12 protein-coding genes are annotated in these 13468 nt (G+C 52.7%); 6 read left to right on the top strand and 6 right to left on the bottom strand.

The window, feature by feature from the left end; genetic code table 11:
- The 4 genes from hrpA to ABUL11_RS07160 all read right to left on the bottom strand — a co-directional run.
- A partial coding sequence (gene hrpA, locus ABUL11_RS07175) for an ATP-dependent RNA helicase HrpA (protein WP_350283182.1) occupies positions 1 to 2765 on the bottom strand: 2765 nt, incomplete at its 3' end.
- A gap of 6 nt (positions 2766 to 2771) precedes the next feature.
- Positions 2772 to 3251: a hotdog fold thioesterase gene (locus ABUL11_RS07170; protein ID WP_350283181.1), complete on the bottom strand. Its 480-nt coding sequence runs from the start codon at positions 3249 to 3251 to the stop codon at positions 2772 to 2774.
- 27 nt (positions 3252 to 3278) lie between these two features.
- Complete coding sequence (locus tag ABUL11_RS07165) at positions 3279 to 4385, bottom strand: 3-deoxy-7-phosphoheptulonate synthase (RefSeq protein WP_350283180.1); 1107 nt, start codon at positions 4383 to 4385, stop codon at positions 3279 to 3281.
- A 134-nt stretch (positions 4386 to 4519) separates the two neighbouring features.
- Positions 4520 to 6178 (bottom strand): MutS-related protein, encoded by a 1659-nt coding sequence (locus ABUL11_RS07160; protein WP_350283179.1) that lies wholly within the window; start codon positions 6176 to 6178, stop codon positions 4520 to 4522.
- 259 nt (positions 6179 to 6437) lie between these two features.
- Here ABUL11_RS07160 and ABUL11_RS07155 point away from each other — a divergent pair, with 259 nt between their 5' ends.
- The 5 genes from ABUL11_RS07155 to ABUL11_RS07135 are packed head-to-tail and all read left to right on the top strand — an operon-like array spanning position 6438 to position 11248.
- Positions 6438 to 6998, top strand: a complete 561-nt coding sequence (locus ABUL11_RS07155) for a DUF2062 domain-containing protein (protein WP_350283178.1) — start codon at positions 6438 to 6440, stop codon at positions 6996 to 6998.
- A gap of 20 nt (positions 6999 to 7018) precedes the next feature.
- The gene (locus ABUL11_RS07150) at positions 7019 to 8173 is read left to right on the top strand and encodes an efflux RND transporter periplasmic adaptor subunit (RefSeq protein ID WP_350283177.1); all 1155 of its coding nucleotides are present in this window, start codon (positions 7019 to 7021) and stop codon (positions 8171 to 8173) included.
- A complete protein-coding gene (locus ABUL11_RS07145; RefSeq protein ID WP_350283176.1) occupies positions 8170 to 8841 on the top strand; it encodes an ABC transporter ATP-binding protein in 672 nt (223 codons plus the stop codon). The genes ABUL11_RS07150 and ABUL11_RS07145 overlap by 4 nt, the downstream gene beginning before the upstream one ends.
- On the top strand, positions 8838 to 10040 hold the full coding sequence (locus ABUL11_RS07140; protein WP_350283175.1) for an ABC transporter permease: 1203 nt from the start codon (positions 8838 to 8840) through the stop codon (positions 10038 to 10040). The genes ABUL11_RS07145 and ABUL11_RS07140 overlap by 4 nt, the downstream gene beginning before the upstream one ends.
- Before the next feature lie 8 nt (positions 10041 to 10048).
- Entirely contained in the window at positions 10049 to 11248 is a 1200-nt protein-coding gene (locus tag ABUL11_RS07135) for an ABC transporter permease (RefSeq protein WP_350283174.1), read from the top strand.
- A gap of 21 nt (positions 11249 to 11269) precedes the next feature.
- Here ABUL11_RS07135 and ABUL11_RS07130 read toward each other — a convergent pair whose 3' ends face one another.
- Together ABUL11_RS07130 and ABUL11_RS07125 are read right to left on the bottom strand one after the other, a co-directional pair.
- The gene (locus ABUL11_RS07130) at positions 11270 to 11794 is read right to left on the bottom strand and encodes a cytochrome P460 family protein (protein WP_350283173.1); all 525 of its coding nucleotides are present in this window, start codon (positions 11792 to 11794) and stop codon (positions 11270 to 11272) included.
- 214 nt (positions 11795 to 12008) lie between these two features.
- Positions 12009 to 12455 (bottom strand): Fur family transcriptional regulator, encoded by a 447-nt coding sequence (locus tag ABUL11_RS07125; RefSeq protein ID WP_350283172.1) that lies wholly within the window; start codon positions 12453 to 12455, stop codon positions 12009 to 12011.
- A gap of 159 nt (positions 12456 to 12614) precedes the next feature.
- Here ABUL11_RS07125 and ABUL11_RS07120 point away from each other — a divergent pair, with 159 nt between their 5' ends.
- Positions 12615 to 13463, top strand: a complete 849-nt coding sequence (locus ABUL11_RS07120) for an all3515 family Zur-repressed PEP-CTERM protein (RefSeq protein ID WP_350283171.1) — start codon at positions 12615 to 12617, stop codon at positions 13461 to 13463.
- Positions 13464 to 13468 lie beyond the last annotated feature (5 nt).

Raw genomic sequence — 13468 nt, 5'->3', positions numbered from 1 at the left:
ACATTCATCTGCAAATGGGCCGGCAGCCGCCTGCTGTCCCAGGTATCCACAGGTACTTTGATTCCGGTTTCGTTGCGGATGAATACCGCGAGAGACTCAGTAAGCAACATGGTCTGATCCGGGTAGCTATCCAGCCATTCCAGAAACCGGGTAACGAATTGCGGCACTGGAATAGCATAGCGACGCACCGGCTTGGGCAGCATTTTTACGTACCAGCCGATCTTTTCCCGAATGAGCCCCGGCACCAGCCGGTCAAAGTGAAGTGGCATGATCTGATTGAGCAGAGGCAATGGTACTGTAACAGTCACCCCATCCAGAGGATGACCAGGGTCGAAACGGTAACTCAGGGGCAATACATGACCGGCTGCTGTCAGGGTCTCGGGAAATTGTTCGGCAGCCGTTCCGTCTACCGCCTGACGTATCAATCCTTCCCGTGTCAGGTAGAGAAGCTCGGGTTCCGTCTGTTCCGCCTGCTTACGCCATTTTTCAAATGCATTGCCGCTATAGATATTCGCTGGAATACGTGCAGCGTAGAATTCGAATATCTGCTGCTCATCGACCAGAATATCCTGCCGCCGCACCTTGCTTTCCAGCTCGCGGATTTCATCGATCAGTTGCTGGTTATACTGCAGAAAAGGTGCGGTGCTTTCATACTCCCCTGCCATCAGCGCCTGGCGTATGAAAATTTCGCGTGCATGTGCCGGGTCGATCGGGCCATAGGCGACGCGCCGTTTAGGAATGATAGTCAGGCCATACAAGGTGACTCGCTCAAATACCATGGCCTGAGCGCGCTGTTTTTCCCAGTGCGGATCAAAATAGTGTTTTTTACACAGCCGGCCCGCAATTCTCTCTAGCCAGGCCGGATCGATTGCCGCTGCACAACGCGCATAAAGTTTGGTAGTTTCTGCTAATTCAGCTGCCACCACCCATTTCGGTTGCTTTTTTCTCAGAGATGAACCAGGAAAAATCGAAAATTTGATTGCACGTGCACCCTCGTAAATCCCTTTTTCATCCGACTTGAAACCGATATTGCCCAGCAGTCCGGACAATAATGCCCGATGGATTTCATCATAGCTGGCCGGTGTCTGATTGGGGCGCAACCCCATCTCGCTGATCAGTGTATGCAACTGGCCGTGGATCTCGCGCCATTCCCGCATCCTGCGATGGGAAATGAAATTTTTCTGGCATTGTTCGATCAGTTTTTTATTGGATTTTTTGTGTTTGAGCAGCTCATTATAAAAATCCCATAATTTGAGATAGCCGATGAAGTCGGAGCGATCATCGCGGAATGGCTGGTGCGCCTGATCGGCCGCCTGCTGATGTTCGAACGGCCGGTCGCGCGGATCCTGCAAGCTGAGAGCAGAAGCGATGATCAGCACTTCGCTCAAACAATTTTCCTGCTTGGCGGCCATGATCATGCGGGCGATTCGTGGATCAGTCGGGAATCTTGCCAGTTGATGGCCGATTTGCGTCAGTCCCTTACGCTCATCCAGTGCGCCAAGCTCTGACAAAAGCTGATAACCATCTGCGATCATGCGCGGCGCAGGCGGCTGAATGAATGGGAATTGCTCGACATCCCCAATCTTGAGCGATTTCATACGCAGGATGACAGCGGCCAGCGAGGAACGCAGAATCTCGGGATCGGTATATTCCGGGCGGACATTGAAATCTTCTTCTGAATACAGCCTGAAACACACGCCATTCATTACCCGTCCGCAACGACCTGCGCGCTGGTTGGCCGATGCCCGGGAAATCTTCTCGACCAGAAGCTGCTCCACCTTGTTGCGGTAGCTGTAGCGGTTGATTCGCGCCAGCCCTGTATCGATCACATAACGGATACCGGGAACCGTAAGTGAGGTTTCGGCAACGTTGGTTGCCAGCACGATTCGCCGCTGCTGACCGGGAGCAAAAATACGCGCCTGTTCTGTATGAGATAACCGGGCAAACAGCGGCAGAATCTCCAAACCGGCCTTGCCACCCGGGCCGGAAAAAGTGTGTTTGCGCAATGTCTCGGCGGTTTCGCGTATTTCCCGTTCCCCAGGCAGGAATATCAGGGTATCGCCCTCCCCCATCCTCATCGCTTCATTGATCGCGCCAAGAATGGCCCGCGGCAGATCGCGATCTTCTCTGTCAATCGGATCATTGGGCCGGTAATGAATCTCTACCGGAAACAGCCTGCCGGATACCTCGATGACGGGTGCCTCATTGAAATGAGAGGAAAATCGCCCGGCATCGATGGTAGCGGATGTGATGATCAGCTTCATATCCGGGCGGCGCGGCAACAACTGCTTGAGATACCCGAGCAGGAAATCGATATTCAGACTGCGCTCGTGCGCCTCGTCGATGATGATGGTCTGATAGGCGCGCAACAATGGATCCTGCTGCGTTTCCGCCAGCAGGATGCCATCGGTCATCAGCTTGATGCGCGTATCGGGGTGAGTCTGATCAGAAAACCGTACTTTGTAGCCAACCAGTTTTCCAAGCGGGCTGTTCAGTTCCGTGGCAATACGTGCAGCAACGGTTCTGGCTGCAATACGCCGGGGCTGGGTATGACCAATGAGCTTTTTGGTACCCTGTTTCCCGACACCCTGTCCCAGCTCCAGGCAAATTTTTGGTAACTGTGTCGTTTTCCCGGATCCCGTCTCGCCACAGACGATGACAGTCTGGTGCTCTCTGATTGCACGTGCGATTTCTTCACGTCGTGCGACAACCGGCAGATCTTCCGGATAGGTGATGCAGAAAGTGGGTTCGGAGAGAGGTATCAATAAATATTACTTGCTTACGACGACCTTTTCTTTCTGGGTGCTGAGCGTGCCCTGTTCGATGATGGCGACTGTCAGCCTGGAAACGGCAACACGCTTGCCGGTTTCTTCTTCGGTAATATCCGTCTGCCAGACCTGGGTGCGTCTGCCGACATGCAACGGTGTACATACGCCGATGACATTGCCTTGCGTTACTGCCCGGATATGGTTGGCATTGATTTCGATACCAACAGCCCGATACTGCTCGGGATCGATCGTCATCCAGGCGGAGACGCTGCCCAGTGTTTCAGACAGCACGCAACTGGCTCCTCCGTGCAGGATGCCAAAAGGCTGGGTGGTACGATGATCGACCGGCATGCTTGCCTTGAGAAAATCAGGGCCGACTTCCAGAAAGCGAATACCGATATATACACCCATATTGGCATTGCGCAGCCCTTCCAGATAATCGAGAGTATAGTTTTTAAACCAGGTTGCTTGATTGGGGTTCATATTGGTCTCCGCGTACTTGACATATGCTCAGGAAAGCGCAGTGGAATGATCCGGAACCAGTACCGGGGTATTCTGCAAATTTCTTCGTTTTTCCACCGCTTCCGCCAGTTCAAACAGCACATGTTGTGTCATATCGAAATCGATGCAACCATCCGTGATGCTTTGCCCGTAAACCAGTTCTTCCCGTCGCTTACCTTCAACATTCTGTCTGCCGGCCACCAGGTGACTTTCAAGCATGATCCCGCTGATTGAGCAGTTTCCTTCCGCAATTTGCTGAGCCACATCGGCAGCCACTTCCGGCTGACGCCGGTAATCCTTGTGGCTGTTGGCGTGACTGCAATCGATCATCAGATAAGGAGGCAGCTTGGCTTTCTGCAGCGCTTCGACCGCAGAAGCAACACTCTCTGCATCGTAATTAGGGGATCTTCCGCCGCGCAGGATGATATGACAATCTTCATTCCCTCTGGTGGTGAAAGTAGCAACCCGGCCTTCTTTGGTGACTGACAGGAAATTATGCGGGTGGGATGCAGCACCAATCGCATCGATTGCGATATTCAGATTGCCGTAGGTGCCATTCTTGAATCCCACTGGACACGAAACACCGGAGGCCAGTTCACGATGTCCCTGGCTTTCAGTCGTCCGCGCTCCGATGGCCGCCCAACTGATGAGGTCAGCCACATATTGCGGGCTGATCAGATCAAGAAATTCAGTTGCAGCCGGCATATTTATATTACCCAGTTTCAGCAACAGATCGCGAGCAAGCCGCAATCCCTTGTCGATGTTGAAACTGTTATCCAGGTCCGGATCGTTGATCAGCCCTTTCCAGCCAACTGTTGTGCGAGGTTTCTCGAAATAAACCCGCATAATGATATGTAACTGATCTTTCAGCTCCTGACGCAGATGACTCAGTCGGGAAGCATATTCCACTGCCGCATCCACATCATGAATCGAGCATGGGCCACAGACGACAAGTAACCGGTCATCCTCTCCCCGCAAAATATCGTGGCACTCCTGTCTGGCAGTAACCACGGTTTCAGTCGCCTGTTCAGTCAGAGGATGATCATGAAGCAGTTTCACCGGCGTAATCAGCTCATCTCCTCTGATAATGCGCCGGTCGTCAGTTTTATGTTCCACTGATAATTCCTTGATGATTATTCCTTTTTGCACTTCCTTGTCACACTGGCAATACGGACTGCCCGACTTCATGTTGTGTGACCCGGTTCTGTTTTTAGCGGCAGCATTTTACTGCGATGTTCCGGCAGCTGCCATCATTCTTGCAATGAAGCCAGATGGCTGGCCACATCTTCCTTGCTGAAACCAATGGCGCTTGCAATACGATCGGCATGGCTGACACGGGAAATTCCGGGAATCAGCCGGTGAGACGGTTTCTCGGAAACGAACTCGACCTGCAGGTAGTTACCTATATTTTCCTGCTGTAAACGTTCACACAATTCATGGTTATGGGTTACCAGGATAGTGGTTGCACCCAGCTGATGAAATCCTTTCAGTACATATTCCGATAACGTCATTTTCTCTTCGAATGTGGTGCCTTCTGCCAGTTCATCAAGTACCACCAGAGAACGAGGAGTGGAATTGAAGAAAATTTCACGTGTTTGTTTCAATTCGTGTGCGAAACGTCCCATCCCTTCTTCCAGCTGGCCAGGATCGGGTATCTGATAAAAGATATGCTCGGCAGGCACGGCCCGTGCCTGGGCAGCGGGCACATAGGCCCCAGCCTGTGCCAGTAGCTGGATCTGGACGATCGTCTTGCAGTAGGCTGTCTTTCCGCCACTGTTCGGCCCTGTCACGATCAGCAGTCGTTTGTCACTATCCAATACGATATCGTTGGGCACATAATTCGGGCGAACCCTCGCCAGCAGGGGATTTCTGGCACCGGATACGACCAGTGTATGCCGCTCATCCATGTAAATTTCTGGCAGAACGGATCCTCCGGAAATCGAATGTGCATGGCGATGTAATGCCAGCAGCTCATCGAGCATACCCATGGCTTCGATTGCTTTGGCCAGCTCCGGACTTTGTCGGAACAACCTCTGCAGCGGGTATATCACTGAATCTCGATCCGAAGCGCTGATGGCCTGCAGAATGATGGGAATGATCGGTATGACCAAAATCAGCAGCCCGTAACCGACGTAGCTGGCTACCAGTTCATTCAGCGTGTTCTGAAAGAAAAGCAGCAGGCCAGCCACGAAAACCAGAAAAAAGGCGATAAACGGCCACTTGAACATGGAAGGGCGAAAACGCTGAACAGGCAAATACCGTGGCTTTTCCTCCCGGGTCATGAATTTTCCTTGCGATACATAGATAGGCCCATGCATCAGGGCATAAGTACGTGACCGGGCAAAGTCCCGCAGAGCCTGTACAAGTGTCCGCAGGTAATCACTCTCCGGCATGGGTAATGCTTCTGCCTCTTCGACCAGATCGACGACGAAACCGGTGCCATCGACGAACTGACGATATCCATAGCCGCCGAATTCCAGCCTGTCTTTACCGGTTTTATCTCGAGGATCATCCGTCGTCAGCCCCCCTGCAAATTCACCGTACAACAGGTGATGCAGCGATGCCTCGTCTGTCGCTATCTGTTTGATGTATTGTTCGAGCGCTTTCAACAGATCCGGGTTGGATTCCAGCTCGCGCAGCGCTTCCTGTTTACTTTGCAGCAACACGGCATCCGCCACAGGGCGGGCGAGCGAGCGGTAGAGTATGGATTGGCCTGTCAGGGTCTGTGCCTGGTTGATCTCATCGAACAGCGCATCGACTTCCACAGCAGCAAAAGTCTTGGCATCCAGTACGCCGTAATTATCTGCGGTCGGCCTGGTATCCCGTATTCCGGAAAGATTCTTGCCGGATGACAAAATGAAACTTTCGCGCCAGACAGAAGCCGCGGTATCTTGTGTTGTATCATTCATGGTTCGGATTGTAATGGCTTGCAATTAAATTCAGTGCTTCCAACTTTAGCCGATTTTGCCACTTTATGCTGGATTGATGACAATAGAAACCATGACCAGGCTTTTGGGAATCTCTGATTAAATCCCATATGGCCGCACACTGTATCGCGCTTCTTGTGATCATCATGATTTTGCCTGCAATGCGACTCATGAAGAGCTTGATCAGAGGTTTCTTAATCCAATACACGTAACAGATCTTTCAGACTGAAGTTTGACTGCGATGCGCAAATTTTTTAAAAAATACCTGCCCTCCCATGAAAGTATCCGGCAAAACCGTTTTATAAATTTTTTCGGCACGCTGCTGTATCATCACAACCTTTGGCATTTGCATCGCCGCTCTGTTGCCGGAGGTGTGGCGGCAGGTCTGTTCGCCGGCCTGATTCCGGGCAGCAACCCGGTACAATTCTTTTTTGCCGCTCTGTTCTCCGTGATATTCAAAGTCAATCTGCCCATTGCTGCTTTCGTGACGCTCTATTCCAACCCTTTTACCATCGTGCCCCTTTACCTTGCGGCCTATACACTGGGTGGCTGGGTGACAGGTGGGGTAAAAAATTCGAGCCTGCCCCCGCTGGAACTGGGCCTGCTGGATAAAAATCTTTCGGAATGGGTTCCCGTCCTGACCGATTATCTAGTTACATTCGGGAAACCACTGATGGCCGGATTGTTTCTGCTCGCCTCTCTGCTATCCATCACCGGTTATTTCACGGTACGAATTCTCTGGCGCTATTACGTCGTACATGCATGGCACAAACGGGCCAAACGCCACCATTCTGATAAATAATTTTCTGTTTTTTCATCCTCATGTCCAGATCACGACGGCTAATTCGCATAGCAGGCATTGCACTGGTATTCGCTGCAACAGGCTCTACCGTCTGGTATCTGACGCGAAGCACCCCTCAGGAAGTCGAGCTGGTCACTGTCAGTCGCGGTATCGTCGAAGCTACTGTGGTCAATACTCGTGCCGGTACGGTCAAAGCATGCCGGCGTGCCAAATTATCGCCGGCAGCTGGTGGCCAGGTTATCCACCTGCAAATCAAGGAAGGCGATCGGGTCAAAGAAGGTCAGATTCTGCTCGAGTTATGGAACGCCGATTTGCAGGCGCAGTACGATCTCTCCCGGCAACAGCTTGCCACTGCTGAAAGCCGGCAGCGTGAAACCTGTATTCTGGCTGGAAATGCACAGCGTGAATCCGTTCGCACTCAGCAACTGGTTGAAAAAGGATTCGTCAGTTCACAACGCGCCGATGAGGCTGATGCCACGGCCAGAGCCCAGCAGGCCGCCTGCACTGCTGCTGCAGCCGAAGTCAAACGGGCTCATGCACAGATCGCCGTCAGTCAGGCCAATCTCGAACGCACCCGGCTCATTGCACCCTTTTCCGGCATCGTTGCGCAGATTACCGGGGAACTGGGTGAATATGTCACCCCTTCTCCTCCTGGAATTCCTACCCCTCCGGCAGTCGATCTGATCGACGATTCCTGTCTATATGTAAGTGCACCAATGGACGAAGTCGATGCCCCTAAAATTCGTATAGGGCAAATTGCGCGTATTACTTTGGATGCCCTCCCCAGCCAGGTTTTTGAGGGAAAAATACGCCGGATTGCGCCCTATGTGACTGAAATCGAGAAACAGGCGCGCACGGTGGATGTGGAAGCAGAATTTGCCAATCCCACTCAAGCTGTTCTGCTGGTAGGCTATAGCGCCGATATCGAAGCCATTATCGATCAGCGCGAGAATGTGCTGCGTATTCCTACCCAGGTCATCCGCCAGGATAACAAAGTATGGGTACTGAGCCAGGATGACACACTCGAGGAACGCACCCTGAAAACAGGGCTGGCCAACTGGGCCTATTCCGAAGTGCTCGAAGGACTGTCAGAAGGAGATCAGGTACTGCTGTCCAGTGATAATGGAGAAATCACGGCCGGGATCCGCGTCACCCCAAAACCACCGCAGCCATGATACAGCTCTCCGGGATCACCCGTATTTTCCACATGGGTGATCAGGCTATCCATGCGCTCGATCACATCGATCTGACGATCGAATCCGGCGAATACGTTTCCATCATGGGGCCTTCCGGATCGGGTAAATCCACCTTACTGAATGTCATTGGACTGCTGGATCGGCCCGACAGCGGTCACTACCTGCTCGACGGCAGGAATGTCACCGATCTGTCGGAAACCGAACAAGCACAGGTGCGCAGGGAGAAAATCGGTTTCATTTTTCAGTCTTTCCATCTGATTCCCCGCCTGACCGCAGCAGAAAACATCGAACTCCCCCTGATACTGACCGGCATGCCGCCTGCAGATCGCAAGACACGTATCATGGAAACCATGCAAGCATTCAACCTGAGTGACCGCGCACACCATCGTCCGGCCGAGCTCTCTGGCGGCCAACGCCAGCGCGTCGCCATCGCACGGGCAACCATTCTGCGCCCCACTGCACTGCTGGCGGATGAACCAACCGGTAACCTGGATCATCGTATCGGCTCGGAAGTCGCCGCATTATTAGAAGCGTTGAATCAGACGGGAACCACTCTCATCGTGGTAACGCATGACCGGGAGCTGGGGTCACGTGCTCAGCGCCGTATTGCTATGCGGGATGGCCGAATCGACGCCGACGAACGATGAAATTACGGGATCTCCTGCATTTTTCCCTCAGAACCATCACCAGCTATCCTGCCCGTTCGTTCCTGATCATGCTGGCCATGGCGCTGGGTGTAGCTGCAGTCATCATGCTGACCGCATTGGGTGATGGCGCACGTCAGTATGTCGTCAATGAATTTTCCTCGATCGGCACCAATCTGATCATCGTCCTGCCCGGTCGTGCCGAAACGGCAGGCAGCTTTCCCGGTGCGGTCATGGGGCAGACCCCGAGAGATCTGACGCTGGACGATGCCCACTGGGTGGGAAGATTGGCGCAAGTCAGACGTTATGCTCCTCTGAATGTCGGGGTGGCCGAACTTTCCGCCACCGGCAAATTGCGTGAGGTCAGCCTGATGGGAACTACAGCTGAAATTTTTCCGATTCGCCACATGAAACTCGCACAGGGAAGATTTCTTTCACACTCGGGTGAAAACAGTGCACAAATGGTGCTGGGTGCAAAAATCGCACAGGAATTTTTCCCGGATGGCAATGCGGTGGGGCAGCGTGTCCGCCTGGGTGATCGGCGTTTTCTGGTCACCGGAATCATGGCTGTTCAAGGTGAATCCATGGGGTTCAATTCAGATGAACTGGTCATTATCCCGATCCAGCATGCCCAGACACTGCTCAATACCACTTCGCTGTTCCGATTGCTGATCGAAACCCGTCACCACAACGAGATCGAAAGTGCCAAGGAGGCCATTCATCAAGCTCTCATCCAGCGCCATGACGGTGAAGATGACGTAACCGTCATTGCCCATGATGCCGTGCTGGCCACGTTTGATCGCATCCTGCGCGCATTGACACTGGGTGTTGCCGGAATTGCCGTCATCAGTCTCGCCGTTGCCGGTATTCTGGTCATGAATGTCATGCTGGTTTCAGTCAGTCAGCGTACAGCGGAAATCGGCCTGCTCAAGGCGATCGGTACTCCGGCAGAAGTCATTCGCTATATTTTTCTGGCCGAGGCAATCTGGTTGTCGGTCACGGGTGCGTTAGCTGGATTCATTCTGGGGCAGACAGGAAGCTGGCTGTTGCGCCTGGCCTACCCGCTGTTGCCCGCCTGGCCGCCACTCTGGGCCAATTTTGCCGGGATTGCCGTTGCTGTACTGGCCGGTATTCTCGCCGGCTTGTTGCCTGCGATCCGTGCCGCAAAACTGGATCCGGTCATGGCACTCAGTAAACGGTAGATGTTGCGATGAGCTTCCTCGATGCACTGCAATTTGCACTGCGAGCGCTGATCGCCCATCGGATGCGTACATTTCTGTCCGCGTCCGGTATCGCCATCGGGATTGCCGCCGTGATTCTGCTCACTTCGATCGGTTCAGGCATCCAGCATTTCGTTTTATCCGAATTTACCCAATTCGGAACCAACATTCTGAACATCACCCCCGGTAAAATTCGCACACGTGGTGCCTCGACAGGTTCGATCGGCAGTGTGCGCCTGTTGACGATCGAAGATTCACTCGCTCTTAAATCATCCCGTCATGCGGTCTACACCAATGCAACCGTAACGGGTAACGCCGAAGTACGCGGTGGTGGCCGCAGCCGGCGTGTCACCGTGTATGGCCAGGGGCCGGATTTCGACCGGGCATTCAACATGCATACCGCCATCGGACAGTTCCTGCCAGCGGATGATCCGCGCAATCCACGCGCATTTGCCGTGCTCGGGGCTAAAGTACACAAGGAACTGTTTGGCGATGCCAATCCGCTCGGTTCGGTGCTACAGGTAGGCGGTTCGCGTTTCCGCATCATCGGTGTCATGGCCTCGAAAGGACAGGTGCTGGGTTTCGATCTGGATGATACCGTTTATATTCCCACTGCCCGGGCGCTGGAGATTTTCAATCGGGAAGGCGTGATGGAAGTGCAGGTAGTTTATCCACCCGCTGCACTACTGGATGAAGTCATCGAAGACATCAAACGCATCATGGTCGAACGGCACGGGCGCGAAGATTTCACGATCACACCGCAGCAGCAGATGCTCAGCACTTTGTCCACCGTGCTCGATGTGCTGACTTTCGCCGTCGCAGTGCTCGGCGGTATTTCACTGCTGGTCGGGGCAGTAGGAATGATTACGCTGATGCATATCGCAGTCAACGAACGGATGGCCGAGATCGGCCTGCTCAATGCGCTGGGCGCAACCCCCACACGCATCCGTATTCTGTTCCTGCTGGAATCGACGGCCCTCTCGACACTGGGCGGTATGATCGGATTGATGACAGGCTCCGGAATTGCGGGGTTGCTGAGCGTGTTTTTCAGCGATTTACCTGTCAATATCCCATGGCGCTATGTTCTGGCAGCGCTGATTCTGTCAGGTGTGATCGGGCTGGGAGCCGGTGTGGTTCCCGCCATGCGTGCCGCCCGACTCAACCCGGTAGATGCTTTACGTGCAGAATAACAACGGTTGATCCGACTGTTCTCAGTGCGCTTTTACGTAATCCAACAGCTTCTGGAAGGTAAACAGATTGTCCTGTTTCTGCAGTGGGTCATGACATTGCGCACAAGTCAGATCGTTGTCCTTGGCTTTGCCTTCCGGATCATATAGCGCAAACCCCCAGTTACCGGAACGGTCCTCTGCTTTAAAGGCGCTGTCCCAGTCATTTCTTTTTTCCATGACGGCAACAGCCGCCAGTTTATCGATGACAAATAATCCATCCTCACCGGACTGGATTTTATCCTCGGCATCTTTTTTCGGCACATAGATTTCCATGACTACGATCGAACCGGGAGCAGCTTCCTCATCTTTCTTGTAGCTCTCCACTGCAATCTCGTTTGCATAGAATTTTGCCAGTTGTGTCTGATTGGCGCGGTTGGCTGTATCGTAATGTGTAAAAATATGTTCATATTTTTCCGGAAATTTGACGAATTCCGGATTTCCACCCGCATACGCATGAAACGACAGTGTCAAACCGACCAATGCAGATAATCCGAAGCTTGATTTCATTTTCTCTCTCCTTTTGAAAATCACCCGGCAAATAAGCTGCCAGTAAACATGGATTGTTTTATTTTTCGAGTAAAAAAACAGAATCTGCACGGAAAAAATGTACAAATTCTGCTGACATTATAGACACTACCGTTTAAATCATGAAACCTGTGTTCTGATTTCAGACAACAAGACTCCTGGCAGAAATTGTTTGTTCTTACCGGCTTGATTTTTCTTACTGCCTGCACTCACTGCACTGCCCATACAGGATCAGATCATACTTCTCGACCACGAAATCATCGGGAGCAAGGAGATGGTTTTTCTTGATACGTTCATGAACATCAAACACCCGATTGCAAGAGCTGCACTTAAAATGGTAGTGATCATCCAGCTTCGCCATTTCATAGCGATCTGCTTCTCCTGGCAGCCTGACCGGCAGTATCCATTCTGCCGCTACCAGATCCTTCAATGTCCGGTAGACCGTTGCAACGCTCAGTGACGGCACATCGACCCGGCCCATCTCGTGTATCTCCTGTGTAGACAAGGGCCGGCCCGCTTCCGAAATGACGTTCAATATCGTGTTACGTTGTCGGGTATTACGTTCCATATTCACCTCAGTGGCATTGATGCCGCAAATACCTCCACCTGCCTTGGCAGGGATCAGCCCAGTCCGTTCTTCCAATCTGCATAGCTCACCTACACCCAAATCTTGACTACATGCTATTGATAACTTATTATCAATAATGATCTGTCCTAATTCACGGCAACGGCACCTGATCATTCGAGCAAGCGCGGAGGCCTCAGCGCAAGCCCATTTTATAATTGCAGAAGGAGAATGTATATGCACCTCAAGCTACTCCACACCGCCAGAGCAGCCACCCTCAGCCTGGCGGGCCTGATGATCGCGGTCTCTCTGGATGTGTCGGCCTCATCGCGGCATGATGAAGGCATCGGCTTCTACATTGGTTACGATGCACTCACCACGATCAACTCCGGTACCTATACCGGACTTCCCAACCCCAATGCAGACCGTCTCACCCTTCTGCTCGACCACGGCAATCATTTTCATGGAATCGGCACTTACAGCTATACCGGTCTCCCCGACGCACCGGAGATACTGCCTACCAGTACCAATAACCGCATTCCTGAAATCAGCTCTGGTGAATCGCCTCTGCTCCTCACCGCAGGTAATGATTTGTACACGGGAATGCTGCGCTCCAGCGTGGGCAGTTCCGAATACAGTTACCTCGGTATTGCATCCATTCAATCCCTGGCAGGCCATGCGCCCGGCAGTACTGAGGATATACTTTTCCACAGCAGCAGCGATCGCTGGTCAGGTACCCTCGATGGCGCACAGATCGGCCTCCGGCTGGTAAGCAGTTCGCCTGGCTTGTATATCGGAACCGAAACGATCCTCGATCTCTACGAAGGTAGTGACATCATCGCACTGGGAGCCGGCAACAGTCTTGAGTTCAATCCGGTATACCGAGTTGATGCAAATGCCGCGGCAGGTCTCTATTCTGCTACGTTCGAACTGTTGAATAACAGCCCGGATTCATTCCTTCAGAGTTCCGGTCTGTTCAGCTTTGATTTTTCTGTAGCATCTGTTCCTGAACCGGAAACATATACGATGCTCACCACCGGGTTGTTTCTGCTGGCCTGGACCAGACGCAAGCGCACCCGTCACTGATCAAT

Origin of the sequence: Nitrosomonas sp., from assembly GCF_040256045.1 — a bacterium.
Lineage (GTDB): Bacteria > Pseudomonadota > Gammaproteobacteria > Burkholderiales > Nitrosomonadaceae > Nitrosomonas.
This window is presented reverse-complemented; position numbering and strand designations above follow the sequence as displayed.